This is a genomic window from Bacteroides sp. GD17 (assembly GCF_038448625.1).
GTDB lineage: Bacteria > Bacteroidota > Bacteroidia > Bacteroidales > Bacteroidaceae > Bacteroides.
In genome coordinates, this window is record NZ_JBCEZS010000004.1 from 198,072 (window position 1) to 213,786 (window position 15,715).

11 protein-coding genes are annotated in these 15,715 nt (G+C 43.2%); 3 read left to right on the plus strand and 8 right to left on the minus strand.

What is annotated here, in order from left to right; genetic code table 11:
* Positions 1-72: 72 nt before the first annotated feature.
* From AAE250_RS08090 to AAE250_RS08100, 3 genes are all read left to right on the plus strand, one after another.
* Positions 73-1,767, plus strand: a complete 1,695-nt coding sequence (locus tag AAE250_RS08090; RefSeq protein ID WP_294596120.1) for a tetratricopeptide repeat protein — start codon at positions 73-75, stop codon at positions 1,765-1,767.
* 113 nt (positions 1,768-1,880) lie between these two features.
* Entirely contained in the window at positions 1,881-2,945 is a 1,065-nt protein-coding gene (locus AAE250_RS08095) for a thioredoxin-like domain-containing protein (protein WP_294596123.1), read from the plus strand.
* A gap of 41 nt (positions 2,946-2,986) precedes the next feature.
* The gene (locus AAE250_RS08100; protein ID WP_294596127.1) at positions 2,987-4,525 is read left to right on the plus strand and encodes a YifB family Mg chelatase-like AAA ATPase; all 1,539 of its coding nucleotides are present in this window, start codon (positions 2,987-2,989) and stop codon (positions 4,523-4,525) included.
* Here AAE250_RS08100 and AAE250_RS08105 read toward each other — a convergent pair.
* Genes AAE250_RS08105 through AAE250_RS08140 form a run of 8 tightly spaced genes read right to left on the minus strand, consistent with a single transcriptional unit; the run spans position 4,522 to position 15,702 of the window.
* Positions 4,522-6,033, minus strand: a complete 1,512-nt coding sequence (locus AAE250_RS08105; RefSeq protein ID WP_294596130.1) for a M81 family metallopeptidase — start codon at positions 6,031-6,033, stop codon at positions 4,522-4,524. The two genes, AAE250_RS08100 and AAE250_RS08105, sit on opposite strands and share 4 nt — an antisense overlap.
* A gap of 24 nt (positions 6,034-6,057) precedes the next feature.
* Positions 6,058-7,455 (minus strand): hypothetical protein, encoded by a 1,398-nt coding sequence (locus AAE250_RS08110; RefSeq protein WP_294596133.1) that lies wholly within the window; start codon positions 7,453-7,455, stop codon positions 6,058-6,060.
* Positions 7,456-7,466: 11 nt separating this feature from the next.
* A complete protein-coding gene (locus tag AAE250_RS08115) occupies positions 7,467-10,133 on the minus strand; it encodes a carbohydrate-binding protein (RefSeq protein ID WP_294596136.1) in 2,667 nt (888 codons plus the stop codon).
* A gap of 32 nt (positions 10,134-10,165) precedes the next feature.
* Positions 10,166-11,605: a sugar porter family MFS transporter gene (locus AAE250_RS08120; protein WP_342288862.1), complete on the minus strand. Its 1,440-nt coding sequence runs from the start codon at positions 11,603-11,605 to the stop codon at positions 10,166-10,168.
* A 17-nt stretch (positions 11,606-11,622) separates the two neighbouring features.
* Positions 11,623-12,402, minus strand: a complete 780-nt coding sequence (locus AAE250_RS08125) for a glucose-6-phosphate isomerase family protein (protein WP_294596548.1) — start codon at positions 12,400-12,402, stop codon at positions 11,623-11,625.
* 14 nt (positions 12,403-12,416) lie between these two features.
* Positions 12,417-14,186, minus strand: a complete 1,770-nt coding sequence (locus tag AAE250_RS08130) for a class I mannose-6-phosphate isomerase (protein ID WP_294596141.1) — start codon at positions 14,184-14,186, stop codon at positions 12,417-12,419.
* A 4-nt stretch (positions 14,187-14,190) separates the two neighbouring features.
* Entirely contained in the window at positions 14,191-15,132 is a 942-nt protein-coding gene (locus tag AAE250_RS08135; RefSeq protein WP_294596144.1) for an ROK family protein, read from the minus strand.
* Between the two features lie 12 nt (positions 15,133-15,144).
* A complete protein-coding gene (locus tag AAE250_RS08140; RefSeq protein WP_294596147.1) occupies positions 15,145-15,702 on the minus strand; it encodes a glucose-6-phosphate isomerase family protein in 558 nt (185 codons plus the stop codon).
* Positions 15,703-15,715 lie beyond the last annotated feature (13 nt).

Sequence of the window (15,715 nt, forward strand, 5' to 3'; positions counted from 1 at the left end):
TGCGCGCACAAAGACAGTGCACAACAACAGAATAGACAAATTTCAATTACAAACAATTAATTTATACCTAAAATGACGAAGAAGTTGTATTTGCCTTTGTTAATGGCTATGTTCGTTGCATTGCTAACATCATGCAGCAGCAAAATGGGTGAATTGTCATCAGACTATTTCACAGTGACTCCCCAAGTATTGGAAGCAGTAGGCGGTAAAGTACCTGCTACTATCAACGGTAAATTCCCCGAAAAGTACTTCAACAAGAAAGCAGTGGTAGAAGTAACCCCTGTCCTGAAGTGGAACGGTGGCGAAGCCAAAGGCCAGTCAGCTGTATTCCAGGGAGAAAAAGTGGAAGGTAACGACCAGACTATCTCTTACAAAATGGGTGGTAACTACACCATGAAGACTGTTTTCGACTATGTACCCGAAATGGCTAAGTCTGAACTGTATCTGGAATTTAAAGCTACTGTCGGCAAAAAGACAATCACGATCCCTGCCGTAAAGGTAGCCGATGGTGTAATCGCAACTTCCGAGATGATCGGACAAACACTGGGCAGTGCCAATCCTGCTAACGGTGACGATGCTTTCCAACGCATCATCAAAGAAAAGCATGACGCTAACATTATGTTCTTGATCCAACAAGCCAACGTACGTGCCAGCGAGTTGAAGACTGCCAAGGAATTCGGCAAAGAAGTACAGGATGTGAACAATGCTGCCAACAAGCAAATCAGCAATATCGAAATCTCAGCTTATGCTTCTCCTGATGGTGGTGTAGGTCTGAATACCAAGTTGGCTGAAAATCGCCAGGACAATACTGCAAAGATCATCAGCAAAGATCTGAAGAAGTCTAAGATTGATGCAGCAGTAGATACCAAATATACTGCTCAGGACTGGGAAGGTTTCCAGGAACTGGTTTCCAAATCAAACATCCAGGATAAGGAACTGATCCTCCGTGTTCTGTCCATGTATTCTGATCCCGAACAAAGAGAACAGGAAATCAAGAATATCTCTTCTGTTTACAAGACTCTGGCTGACGAAATCCTGCCGCAACTGCGTCGTTCTCGTCTGACTTTGAACTATGAAATCATCGGTAAGTCTGACGACGAAATCGCAAGTCTGGCTGACAGCGATGCCAAGCAACTGAACATCGAAGAACTGCTCTACGCTACAACGCTGACAAAAGATCCGGCTAAGCAAGAAGTTATCTTCACGAAAGCTACTCAGATCTATCCGAACGACTTCCGTGCTTATAATAACTTAGGTAAGTTGGCTTATCAGGCAGGCAACCTTGACAAGGCTGAAAGCTATTTCAAGAAAGCCGCTTCTGTGAAGGATGCTCCCGAAGTAAATATGAACCTCGGTCTGATTGCTTTGACTAAGGGTGACAAGGCTGCTGCTGAAACTTACATGAGCAAGGCTTCCGGTTCTAAAGAACTGAACGAAGCGCTGGGTAACCTGTACGTAGCTCAAGGACAATATGACAAGGCAGTAAGCTCATTCGGCGACACGAAGACCAACAGCGCAGCTCTGGCACAAATCCTGGCTAAGGACTACAACAAAGCTAAGAGCACACTGGCAAGCGTTGAAAAACCGGATGCTTACACCGACTACCTGATGGCTGTACTTGGCGCAAGAACCAACAACACTTCTATGGTAACCAGCAGTTTGAAGAATGCTGTTGCCAAAAAACCGGCGTTGGCTAAGAAAGCTGCTTCTGATTTGGAATTCTCCAAATACTTCACGAATGCTGACTTTATGAATATCATCAAATAATAAAGGTCAAAAAATGAAAAGAACTTGCCCGGCATAGAAATATGTCGGGCATTTTTTTTTATTCACACCAAAAAGAAGTACTTTCGCAGCAAAGTATCAGTAAAAGAACCGGAATGAAGAAAATCTACCTTGCATACTTTCTGCTTATCGCCTTGTCTGCCTGTAGCAACAAGGATGCAAACTCTGTCAGCCTCAACGGTGAAATAAAAGGACTGGGGAACGATACTCTTTACATCTATGGAACGGACAAGCTATACAACCGTATGGATACATTGTTCGCCAAGGACGACAAATTCTCTGCTACCCTTACCACCGATACATTGGTTTCCACCTGGCTACAGTTCAGTGACGGAACGGAATACCCCCTCTTCCTGAACAAAGGAAACAAGATAAAAATCAAAGGCTCTGCCACCGACCTAACTGCACTGGAGATAACGGGAAACACCCCGAATGAAGAGCTGACCGCCTTCCAAAATGAGATGAAAGGTTTGGGCAAACCTTCAGAAAAGGTACTGGAGGAAAAGGTGAAAACATTTATCAGCAGCCATCCCTCCTCATTGGTGAGCATCTATCTGCTGGAGAAATACTTCGTACAGAAGCCTCAACCCGATTTCACTGTTATCCAACAATTGACAGACCGCATGACCGGTGAGCTAAAAGACCGTCCCTACATAGATGAACTGCTTGACCGCATCCAGGAGGAAGAAAAAGTATCTATCGGGAAAACGGTTCCTTACATCCATCTGCCCAATGTCAAAGGCGAACAAATCAGTCGTAATAATTTTAAAGATAAATATCTGTTAGTCCACTTCTGGGCATCTTGGGACCTTCAAAGCCAAGAGGCAAATGCCACCTTACGTCGTATCTATAAAAAAACAGAGAAGAACAAGAAATTTGCACTTTGGGGGATTTCTCTGGACATTGACAAGAAAGAGTGGGAAGAGGCTATCAAAAGGGATACGTTGAAATGGGAACAAAGTTGCGATTTCTCCGGTTGGAATACATCATCGGTAAAACAACTTGCCATACAGACATTGCCCGCCAATATATTGCTCAATCCTTCCGGAAAGATCGAAGGCAAAAATATGAGTGAAGAGGCAATAGAGAAGAAGTTGAAAGAAATAGAACAAAAAGAGAAGGAGAAAAAAGAAGCGGAAAAGAAAAAAATAAAACGCTAAAGTTTTTCTCTGATTTTATAACTCAAAATAAATCATTTAACGTGCTGATTAAAGTTTTTGGAGCGGCTGTTCAAGGTATTGATGCCACCCTTATCACTATCGAAGTCAACAGTTCCAGAGGTTGTATGTTTTATCTGGTCGGCCTACCGGACTCTGCAGTTAAGGAAAGCCACCAACGCATCATTTCGGCCTTGCAAGTCAATGGCTACAAAATGCCTACCAGCAATATCGTCATCAATATGGCTCCGGCAGATATCCGTAAAGAAGGTTCGGCATACGATTTACCTTTAGCTATCGGTATGCTGGCTGCCAGTGAAGTAATCCAATCCGACAAGTTAAGCAAGTATCTGCTGATGGGCGAGCTTAGCCTTGACGGTAGCCTGCACCCCATCAAAGGCGTACTCCCGATCGCTATCAAGGCCAGGGAATTGGGATTTGAAGGAATGATCGTACCTTTTTCGAATGCACGCGAAGCTGCCGTTGTGAACAATCTCAAGGTCTATGGAGTAAACAATCTCAAAGAGGTCATTGAGTTTTTCAACGAGAAACGGGAACTATCACCGACGCAAGTCAATACGCGTGAAGAATTCTACGCCCAACAAAGTAATTTTGATTTAGACTTTGCCGAAGTAAAAGGACAAGAGAACGTGAAGCGTGCTTTAGAAGTTGCCGCAGCCGGAAGCCACAATATTCTTCTCGTTGGTGCACCTGGAAGCGGTAAGTCCATGTTAGCAAAGCGCCTTCCGTCCATACTCCCTCCATTATCATTAGGAGAAAGCCTTGAAACAACCAAGATACATTCCGTTGCCGGAAAATTGGGCAGAGACGGTGGACTCATCTCCAAACGTCCGTTCCGCGATCCGCATCACACCATCTCAACAGTAGCCATGACCGGTGGAGGGAGTTTTCCCCAACCGGGTGAAATAAGTCTGGCTCATAATGGAATTTTATACCTGGATGAATTACCCGAATATAACCGCAGTGTACTGGAAGTGCTTCGCCAACCGCTGGAGGATCGGAAAATTACTGTAGCCCGCATCAAATGCAACGTTGAATATCCGGCCAGTTTTATGCTGGTTGCTTCAATGAACCCCTGCCCCTGCGGATATTACAACCATCCAACAAAAGCCTGCGTGTGCAGCCCGGGGCAAGTGCAGAAATACCTGAACCGTATATCGGGACCTTTGCTCGACCGCATAGACCTCCAAATAGAAGTTACCCCACTCCCATTCGAGAAGATGTCCGATAACCATCCCGGGGAATCGAGTGCCACAATACGGGAACGCGTAATGCGTGCCCGCCAGATTCAGGAAAAAAGATATGCCGACATTCCCGGAGTCTATTGCAATGCCCAGATGAGCAGTAAACTGCTTTCCCTGTACGCCCGCCCCGATGAGAAAGGACTCACCCTGCTCAAGAATGCAATGAACCGGCTCAATCTTTCAGCGCGCGCCTATGACCGCATCCTGAAAGTATCACGCACCATCGCCGACCTCGAAGGCTGCGAGGCAATACAACCTTCACATCTGGCAGAGGCTATTGGGTATAGGAATTTGGATAGGGAGGATTGGGCAGGCTAAATACCTGCCTTCCACTCCATTTCCAGATCAAGAGGGTAAGCCGGACGTCTCACCTTAGTAAAAGGTAAAGAAGGCATATCCAAATTACAAAATCCTGAAGTAAGGGCCATTAAATGAGCAGGAGCAATATCACGCAGTTCCGGATAAAGATAACCAAGCTTCACCACCACAATTTTGAAGTCTAACGGATTAAGGCCTATCTCTTCAAAATCTTTAAGAGAAACAAACGAGCGCCGACTATTAATGATTGCTATTTTTACACCCTCAGAGTGCACCAACGCTACTCCATGCGAAGTAGAAAGAAGAGAATCTGGTGATAAAGCGTCCACCGTAATATCCAAAGTTAAAGGAGAACCGAACACTGTGTCCTTCTTTCCTCCCATTGTCAGACGAATCGTATTGCCAACACCGGCTTCAATGCACTTCTGGTAGGCTTCCTCGTCTACCAACCCGGCCACCAATGCATCATGCGCATTATTTTTAAGTAACGCCCGAATGACCTGAGGATTATCTCCTGGTGCTCCGGCAGTAGTATTATCACCCGAATCAGATATAAATACAGTTTTCTGTGGTAACTGATAAGCACGTTTTATCATTTCATCAATATTGCCGGCCTCGACATCCAGTTCCAATCGATGCCGTACATCCCAAATATTCTGCGCCAAACTATATGCCTCATGCTTCGCCTTATCGAGATAAACAGAATCTTGAGCCACAACAAATACCCGCATTGCAGAACGAGGAAGATCAGCCCAGGCATATCCTACAAAAATAGATGCATCCAGAATTCCTTTCTGTTTCTCCAATGTATCCAGTCTGGCATAGATAGAATGGAGTGGTTCTACCTCGGTGATGCTCTTTTCACCCGGAACAAGAATAGGTATGTCTACATGTATAATCCGAGGATGCTCATGTTGGCGAAGCACTCTTACCAGATTTTTCACAGCCCGAAGTTTTGTTTCCTCTCCATCACGATGTGGGGCTGTACGAAATCCCGTAACCAGATTCAGTTCTTTTACAAACTCATCGGACAAATTACCATGAAGATCAAAACTACCACTAATAACGACCTCACTACCCACAATTTTACGGATTGCTTTTATCAAATCGGCCTGCGCATCTTCATAACCATCGACGTGTAAAGCACCATGCATATCCATATATACGCCATCCAGATCGCCAGCTTTTCTTATACCTTCCAAAATTTCACTCTTGAAGGTTTCATATGCTTCTTTCGACACAACTCCACCTGGCCATGCATAGGCATGAAGAGTGGGTATTATTTCTACATTCTCGGCTTTCAAATACTCGCTCCACAAATGTGTATCCTGAAGAATTTCCTCACCACGCAAAACATTAAAAACATCTATATCTGTTACCAAAGTGGAAAAAGTATTCGACTCATGGCGAATACCACAAGTAAGAATACGCAATTTCTTCTCATCAAGCCGAGTATTGCAAGATGCAATAATCAAACCTGCTAACAACAAAAAAATTAACTTTTTCATATATTCCTCATTATGTTCTTAGAATCATATAAAACTTAAAACAGAACGGTACCTCAGGAAAAATGGCACAACAATACCAGCCATATTAGATAAAGGCAAGATTTCTTCAGGTAGTTCAAATCCCAAACTTTCCATAAATCGGCGCCTGGCCATGCAGCGTTCATATACTTCAGGATAGCAGTTTTTTATCATACAACGGAGTGTATAGTCTGCAATAACAACCCCTTCTTCCATACGTGAAGATGAAAACTGCGGCGACCTGGGAATAATATCTATTTGCATATACATGCCGGAATGTATTATTTCTTCAGACCCCTCATAAATAGGAGAACTTATCCATTCATCCAAGTGTATCAGATGTCCGGGATTAAGAAACACTGCAAATTGCTCAAATGGCAACATATCTGCAATCAACCGATACAATCGCCCACCCGAAGTACCAATCCTCAGATGCTTAAGCCATTCTCGAATAGCCAGAAAATAAGGAGCTGCAAACTTCTCTATATAGCCTTTTGCATGATTGGGTAAATCTTCCTCACTTTCGGCAACCCACCCTGCCCGACAAATGTTACTGCCCCAATGAGCAATACTTACAGAACAAGGGTCGCCTCTGTAAATAATGCTACCTACAGGGCTGGACAGCCCATAATGCTGATTTCCGCTGCTCTTGATACTTATATGACAAGACAATGGGAAACCACTATATTGCAAAGCTTTTATCTGCTCAAAGTCTGTAATACCTTCTTTAAAATCTCTCAGAAGAGATTTCATCGCCTCAGAACCCAGCACATTTGAAAACTCAAAGAAAGCAACTTCATAAGGAGACAGAAAAGTACGCATACCATAAGACGGCGCAGTAAACAGATCAGTTGCATTTATGAGCCTATTAACAGGCACCAATGTCCTCAAAACATCTATTATATAATTAGGAACATCGCTGGCATACAAAGGAAAATCAAATTCTGAATCGGAATAGTATTTCCAGCCAACTATACCGATATATGCTTCTTCAGTGATTCCCTCCTCACGGAAAATGACATCAAGACGTCGGCTTGCATTCCGAGGCTGATTCATCAAAGAGAAGGTCTGAAAACGTTCATGTCGCAATTCTTTTGCCAAGTGTAAAGGAGAGATTCCCAAATGTCCTTCACATTCATTGCCAACCAAAACAAGCGGTTTTTCTGTCAATCGTAGAACCAACAATGCTTCCTCAAACCTCGGATCAAAGTTTGTCAGATACATCAGATTAGCAAAATGCTCCCGATCGCCGTATACCAATAAATGAGTCAGCCCCCGTTGCTCCATCATTTCCCGGCAACGAATTATCCGACAACTCAGCTCCTCCACAGTAGGAGGAGGCAAAGTTGAAGGTTGAGAATAAACCGGATAATCAATATCTTTGATAATAACCTTTGGCTTCATTGTATGTTATTTCAGAAACGGATGATCGTCAGATAATCAATAAACCAGTCATTCAGGTTTTCTTTATTGAAGGACATATTGTTATCAAAGCCGCGTTGTTCCGGATTAACCGTCAAAGACACAGTATGCTTTCCGGCCGACAGATTACGCAACTGAATATGGTTGGTATGTGTCCACTCACTCCAATCTCCATAGGCTTCCAAAATCACAGTAGCATAATCCTTTCCATCCAAAGATAGTGAGCGGATAGTGCAGAAAGTGTCATGTGGTCCATTTCCATTGGAACCGGTGAAGCGAATCATGTAATCACCTGTCTCAGGCACTTCAATATCTATTGAAAGATTGGCGGGAGCAGCAGAACAGTCTTTTACATAACCGCTACCGGAATATCCTTTTGATTTCGCCTCAATAAAAGATGATTTGGCAAAATCTTCAGCCTCATACCGCCTTTCATAGAAGGTATAAAGTACCGGATTAGAAAGATCGGATTCCACTCCTTTCTCATCTACTGCACAAACAGCGTAGTATCCGGGTTTCTCTTTCCGCAGATTATAGGGAGAGCGCACTTCCTTGTTTACTCCTATACCCTTTAGACGATATGTTACTCCTGGCTGCATAGACCAATGAATGTATTGATTCTCAAGGCGAATAACCGGTTCTATAGGTGACCAGCAGTTACGCGGCCCTGCAGTAACCATATTAATATCTGCGTTGCTATCAGTATCTCCGGTCACCGTCATGACAATATTATAAACTCCTTTCGCATTAGCAGGCAGTACATAAGAGGGCTTCTTTTTCTGTCCATTTACAATAAACGATGTTACTTTTGTCCCTTCCCCCTTCACTGTGATATTAAGAATAGCATTTCGATACTTGAAATTATCCAATTTGATTTCATTCCCCACCCAAGCAGGCAATACAGGATTAAAACGTACCCCTTCCATCGTCAACTCCATTCCGAAAAGTACACGATATACCATACTGATGTAAGAAGCAACCGACCAAAGTTGCCGGTCAGAGTTCAACGCAGTATTACGGTCATAGCCCGTATCATAAGTCATATTCTCTTTATGCGTCAGAAAAAGAGCCGACTGGCGGACAAGCGACTTCATCAAATGTTCTGTCACAGCAAAGTTTCCAGAGGTCTTGGCAGCATACATCAACGGAGTCTCCCAAACCGGCCATACACTTTTATTATGATAGGCAAAATCATCCGGAATACTCGGATAAAGAACTGCTGCGCCATACGCATACATCGGTGAGTTCTTAACAACCTTATCAATCTGCTCGGAAGAAGCCACTCCTAAGATGGCAGCCAAACCATTGGACATACAACCCACCCTTTGTGAAGGTATATACCCTAAGAATCCGGGATATAAATAGCATTCAAACAAACCTTTTTCTTCATTCCAAAAATGTTCATTCATTCCTTGCTTCAGCTTTTCACCTGTGTTTTTCCATAACATCTGCTCTTCCGCCGGAACTTTAAGAATACTCCCGGCATTAGCCAAAAAGCGATAAAGAAAGAAATGCAACGCATTGGTACCACTGGAAAAAGACTCACCGATATTCACATTCGTAAACCAGTTGGGGTATGTATGAGTACGCCAATCCATGGAACAAGTTTCTCCTTTGAAAAGATTGGCATCCGCGTCAAAAGCTATATGCAGGTCCTTTAAAGCCGTATTGCGTAGCCCTTCATAGGCCTCTTGCAGCCAAACCTTGTCACCCGTCACCAGATAATACTCCCAGGCGGCAACAGCCCATACCACACGATCGGTAGAGATAGGATAAGAGCCACCACTGCCGGTATCTTGCAAAGCTTCACGTGGATTTCTCAGTGTCTGCTTCTCTAAGGTACGACGGGAAACTTCAGGCATAATCCATGAATAGGAGAAATAAATGCTATACACAGCATCACGTGTCCAGGTATCAGGCCATAAAGCCCCGGCCATATACGTAGAATCCTTACGAATATCCAACAACATTTCCTCCAGTGCCATATTATAGAGAGCAGGAACTAACAGATTACTTTTAGCTGTGAATTTTGGGAAAGCAGATATATCACGCGAAAGCTTCCAACGGTTAGTACCATGATAGTTCGATACAATTTCCTTTTCAGAAATAGCCTTGGCCATACGTTCTCCCAAAAAAGAAGATTCTACAACCTCATTTGGAGCCAAAGTAAATGGAAGACTTGCACTGTTCTGGCGGACCGGAGTCCAATGGGCATTAAAATCTGCATATCGTTCTATCGGCAAATATCGGATTTCTCCATTCCGGACTACAAGATATGAAGCTTTATCCCCTTTTGCATTGCTCAAAGTAAACCAGCCACAATTAGTCATATATTTATGAGTAAAACCTTCATAAGACCAGATAAAAGAACTGTCCCATGTAATCGGCATCGGTGAAAGCCGCACATTATTATTATCATCCAGCCTCAAGTACTCTCCTGTCTGTTTATTGCGGATACGTACAGATTCACTGTCAGTAGCTTCTATCAGCCAAAGGTAACTTGCATCATGCGGTTCTTTTCCCACTTTCAAGTCCTTCCCACTTCCATACATATACTCATCAGTTCCACGAATATGGAACATCCATTCAGATACTGTTTGTGCAGTCATTTGCAAAGCAGCTGCACAAAGCAGTAAAAACATAAATATGAGTTTCTTCATTTTCAGTTATTTATTACGTTTAACAAAGTCTGTTACTTAAGATTACGCGGTTTGCCACCTTTACGCCAAAAATCTTCAATCTTCTCCAAGGATACACCTTTAGTTTCGGGCACAAAGAAGTACCCCCATACGAGAGCCAGTAATGCAATGATTCCATAGAAGCCAAATGCTCCTGCCGGATTCCCCACTTGCTCCTCACCTATCATGATTTCAGTACCGGGTATGGTCAATGCATTGACAATCTTGAAGAAAGTGAAAGAAACAATACTGTTAAATACCCACACTGAAAGCGAGCCTACTGATGCACCCAATCCACGTACTTTCTGCGGAAAAACTTCCGAAATGATCAACCAGCCAAGTGGTCCTATGCTGATAGCAAAGAAAGCAACATAAAGAAACATGAAAATAACCGTCATCCATTGGCCGGTGCCACCCAGTTCGCCAGCAAATACAAAACTCATGGACAAAGCAATCAGAGACAGCACAATCCCCGTCAATCCGGTAAAATAAAGTTTACGACGCCCCAATCTATCCACGAAATAGATTGAAACAAGCGTAGCTACAACATTAACTACCCCCACACCAACAGCAGCCCAAATGGCAGAGATTGCTCCGTCAAAACCAGCCATAAAAAAAATTTTGGGACTATAATAAATAACAGTATTAATGCCCACAAACTGCTGAAAGAACATGATTCCTACAGCTATAAAAAGTGGTGTACGCAGCCCCGGCTTTATCAACTCGCTCCACTTTGAGATCTCATCCTTACTTTTTTCTATTTCCTCGCTAATGGCATGTGCAACTTCTTCAGCATTACTTTCTCCTTCTATCCTATTCAAAATATGCATCGCCTCTTCCCTGCGTCCTCTACTCATTAACCACCTCGGACTCTCAGGCATAAAGATCATCCCAATCAATAAAATAAGAGCCGGAAGCACACCTGCATAGAACATAGGACGCCAACAAGTAATATCCGTTTCATCGGCAAAAAACAGATCGGACAGGTATGAAACCAGCACTCCCAATGTCACCATCAACTGAAACATGGACACTAAAGTTCCACGAATATTTGTTGGTGATATTTCTGCAATATAAAGAGGAACTGCAAATGATGACACACCTATTGCTACCCCCAGAAAAAGACGAGCCAGAATCAAATTCATAGAATCCGGGGCCAGCCCCGACCAGACAGCACCTATTGCAAATATTACAGCCGATGCAAATATCACTTTTTTACGTCCCAAATAGTCGGTAACCTTACCACAAAACAATGCACCCGCAATTGCTCCTACAAGTCCGGCAGTAGTAATAAGCTCTATCGTACCGTCATCAATGCCAAAGTCTTTTTGCAAAAAAGGGATGGCTCCCGAAATAACACCGGTATCGAATCCAAACAGTAATCCTCCTGTAGCTGCAATAATAGCTATTACATAGACTATCATTGGATTTTTATGTTGACATATTGGTTTCATTTTCTTAGTATTAGTAATTAAGGTATAAAACTCTTCCAGACATCTTCTTTCAACTGAGGCGAAGGGACATACAAGAATGTATCGGGATTCTCCTCAAAAGTTTCGTAAATGCTCTTACCCGGCTCTATGCCCAAAGCAGAATAGTCATCCGGAGTCTTACATATCAACTCAGACGTCTGATACCTTGGGTTAGCTTTCCATTCTATTTTATTTTCCGCATTGAAAACAGGGAACCAGGCAATTCCTCCGTGACCACGGACCCCATCGTAAACAAAACCATAATCACGGTCACACCAAGCACCGAACGTTAGCGGACATTCAGGATTTGCACTGATCGTAGCATGTGCCCAATAGGGAGGTACAATAACAACTTCTCCTGCTTTGGCATGCACGGCAAAACAACGCCCGGGAATATCTTCAGCATATTCTTGCATATAAATAATCGCTTCACCCGACCAAATTTCATACACTTCAGGAGTAGACCATCCACTGTAAGCCGAAACCTTATGTATATGTCCTTGGCTACGAATAGGCTCATCCCCCAAACGTCCGGCAGCATAAGTTACAACTCCATATAGCAAATGCATTTTTTCCAGCAGCGCTTTATGCTTCTTCTTGCCTACATCCATAGCAATGGAATAAACCACCTCAGGACCTTTACAAGCCGGATTCATCAAACTTTTCCGAATGTCATCCAGCATTCTATTCTCAACTTCAGGACCAAACACATCCTCTCCATATTCAAAGCCCATTGGCAGAAATGTCGGGGTAATATCAAACCCCGGATTAAAAAGCATCTTTTTACAATCTATCATTTTCGTATATATGCTTTAATGGTTGCACATTCTTTTCCTTCCGATTCTCCGTAAGGACGTATAGTATAAGAACCTACTACTGCCGGAATAATAAATGTTTCGGCATAATGAACTACAAAAGGAGCAAAAGCATTTACGGGACTTTCTACTATAGCTTCACGGCCTTCTACCAAATTCAAGACCTGTACTGACCCATTTGTATCATGAGGAACTCTTCCCGTGAACCAATGGCGGCGTGTTTCAATAAACTCACGTTCATGAAGCCCGGTAGCTTCTTCACGCCACCCTTCGCCTTCAGTAATAGGAACTAAACAGTTAATCGCCTCTTTCTTTACCCAACTTTCCGTACGATTCCATTGAATGACATGTTTTCCATGCTCGATATTGATGGGACGTGGACGTCCATCCAGTCCTAAACGCCCCCAATCCCAAAGTTTGAAGGTGAAAATATAAGGGGTAGCACTGATTTCAAGTACCATGCTGTTCGAGCCTGAACAATGTATTGTACCGGGAGGAATCAACACATGGTCGTGCTTCTTCACTGCATGTACTCCTACATGTTTCTCCGCATCGAAAACTCCAGTTTCTTGCGCCTGACATAATTCATCTATCATAGCTGCCGGATCAACATTCTCCTTTAGTCCCAGATAAACTTTGGCATCTTCTTCCGCATCCAAAATATAATAACTCTCCTCCTGAGTATAATGCATTCCAAACTTCTCTTGAATATATTCAATCAAAGGATGAACCTGAAGGCTTAAATTTCCACCTTCCATTGTGTCCAAGAAGTCAAAACGAATAGGAAATTCATCGCCAAACCGACCATAAACATTAGGCCCTAATAGCTGAACCGGATGAGTAAATACCAAATCAATGGAAGGTAACTCAAAACGTACCTCTCCAAAGCCTAAATAAAGACTGTTTTCTTCAGGAACACAATCAAAGCACCAAGCATAATTCACAGATTCCTTATCAAGATCACAGACTTCTTTCATCCATTGCCCGCCCCATGGTCCCGGATCGAAAAACGGCACAACACGGAATGGGCGAGATGCAGCAATATCCAATCCTTTGAAGACAGCAGCAGCAGGTACCATCTTTGGTTCTCCGGCTTTATTCGTATCAATGAAAACATCAATCTGTTTCAGAATCTGCTTTTTCCAACGGTCGCAAATACGCCAGTCCACGAAAAATGCCTGCTTGTATTGCAATGAAGCACGTTCCGCTTTATTTTGAAATCCCACATTCGAAATCTCGTCACGACGAAAACGAAGTTGTATCTCCCAACGTGCCATATCCAGATAGGCAAGAAAAGCAGATTCCTGCCAAACATAAGAAGCCCCTACTCCGTAAACAATAGTACACTTAGCTAAGGATGCTGCTATCAGACCACGCATACGTTCCACCTTGGCATCATCAAAGTAAATTCCCATCGTATGCCGCGTCATATAACCGAAGATCTCATCGTCTGTTACATCATCTTTAATTGCATCGTATAAAACATGCTGATCTTTCATTGCCAATGCAGACTCAAAGATGCAGGCTTCCGGAAAGCCGTCACGCAACGCTTTCAGTACTTCATCTTCATATACCCCTTGATAGCATTCCACAACCAAGATGTGCTGTTGTTGTTGCTGTAACAGAGAACGCAACGCAGCGGTTACGTTCTCCCAACCTGTTACACAACTATGTTCTTCTCCCGGGACTTGCACTACCGGAAACTTGTCATAATTCGATTTTCTGTTATTCTGCAAATATTTATTCATAGTTTTATCTTTTATCGTCTTTTAAATAATACTCTGCAGCAACTAATGCTGCGTCATCACCCAATACAGAAGCTACAATCTCCACCTTTTCGTCAGGGCACCAAGCCAATGAACCTACTTTCTTACGTATATAAGGCAATATTAAATCTTTACTTTTCACAATTCCACCTCCCAAAATAATAGTTTGAGGGTCGTAAGCATGAATGTAGTTCACAATGGCAGCACTCCACACATCCATGCAACCCTCTACTACACACTTGGCATCTGCAACACCAGCAGCAACTTGCACGAATAAACTCTTGAAGTCATAATTAACTGAATCATTGCGAAATGCCGGACTAAGCTTTTCGTTTTCCCGGATAATCTGTGGCAAGAAAAAGGAAGATGCGTGTGCTTCTACACAACCCACATTACCACAAGTGCACTGCCTGCCCTGATAATCTACAATCAGGTGTCCACCCAACGAACCTGCCCGATAATGCTGTCCATAAAGTAATTTACCTTCAAGAATTACTCCGGTACCAATACCTGTACCAATGGTCATCATTACCACATTCTCTTTTCCACGGGCAACACCAAACTGCCACTCGCCAACAGTCGCTGCACGGGCATCATTATCAATAGCAAACGGAACATCCCAACGTTCAGAGCACCATTGCTGCAGATTAATGGAAGGAGCATCATCATACTTAGCATTAGTAGATACAGCCCGCTTAGTACGAGCATCTACAATACCAGGAAACGCCAGGAATACGCCTTTGAAGGCATTGACGGAAATATTGGCTTCGGCCAACAAGCTATCTATAGCACTGGAAATTAGCCCCAAGCGAGGTTCCAAGCCATGTATGGAATCTGCTTCAAGCCTTTTAGTGCCAATGACTTTTCCTTGACTTACCAGCCCCACCTTTATAACAGTACCGCCTAAATCTATTCCTATATAATACATTTCAATCTTTCTTTAAATCAATTTCGGTTTACCATTCACTTCTTTCAAACGACGCGCAAATCCTCCCCGGGCTATTGTTTCGTAATTATGCCCCGCATCCGAAGGCCAACTGGCAGCAAACGTCAGCATACCATTACCTACATTAGCCACACGATGGGCAACCCCTCCCGGAATATAGTGTAAACTCCCCGGATACATACGCTCCGCCCAAACCTCACGCGCCTCATTCATCAGGATAAGCATACCTTCACCTTCCACACCCCAATAAAATTCAGCCCGGTCAATATTCGAGTGGAAATGTCCCTTTGTCATAAAGTATTCATCACCCACCTTACCAGGCATCAAGTAAGTGATGCCCATAAACAAACCTCCCGGTGTCCCCTCCTTTACCGGGAAAGTACTGGACACATGATAAACAACCTGTTCAAGGTCCATAATCTCAAATGCAGTTTCATCTTCGTAAACTCCTTTTAGATCAATCAGTTTACGAGTAGATTTCTCGACATGTTCTCCAATCAGTTCTTTACCGTTGAAAAACAATTCAGGCATAAATATTTTTACATTTTCCATTGTTGATAGTAAG

Coding starts and splice junctions, on each gene's coding strand:
- AAE250_RS08090 (WP_294596120.1), top strand. CDS start 73: ATGACGAAGAAGTTGTATTTGCCTTTGTTAATGGCTATGTTCGTTGCA.
- AAE250_RS08095 (WP_294596123.1), top strand. CDS start 1,881: ATGAAGAAAATCTACCTTGCATACTTTCTGCTTATCGCCTTGTCTGCC.
- AAE250_RS08105 (WP_294596130.1), bottom strand. CDS start 6,033: ATGAAAAAGTTAATTTTTTTGTTGTTAGCAGGTTTGATTATTGCATCT.
- AAE250_RS08110 (WP_294596133.1), bottom strand. CDS start 7,455: ATGAAGCCAAAGGTTATTATCAAAGATATTGATTATCCGGTTTATTCT.
- AAE250_RS08115 (WP_294596136.1), bottom strand. CDS start 10,133: ATGAAGAAACTCATATTTATGTTTTTACTGCTTTGTGCAGCTGCTTTG.
- AAE250_RS08120 (WP_342288862.1), bottom strand. CDS start 11,605: ATGAAACCAATATGTCAACATAAAAATCCAATGATAGTCTATGTAATA.
- AAE250_RS08125 (WP_294596548.1), bottom strand. CDS start 12,402: ATGCTTTTTAATCCGGGGTTTGATATTACCCCGACATTTCTGCCAATG.
- AAE250_RS08130 (WP_294596141.1), bottom strand. CDS start 14,186: ATGAATAAATATTTGCAGAATAACAGAAAATCGAATTATGACAAGTTT.
- AAE250_RS08135 (WP_294596144.1), bottom strand. CDS start 15,132: ATGTATTATATAGGAATAGATTTAGGCGGTACTGTTATAAAGGTGGGG.
- AAE250_RS08140 (WP_294596147.1), bottom strand. CDS start 15,702: ATGGAAAATGTAAAAATATTTATGCCTGAATTGTTTTTCAACGGTAAA.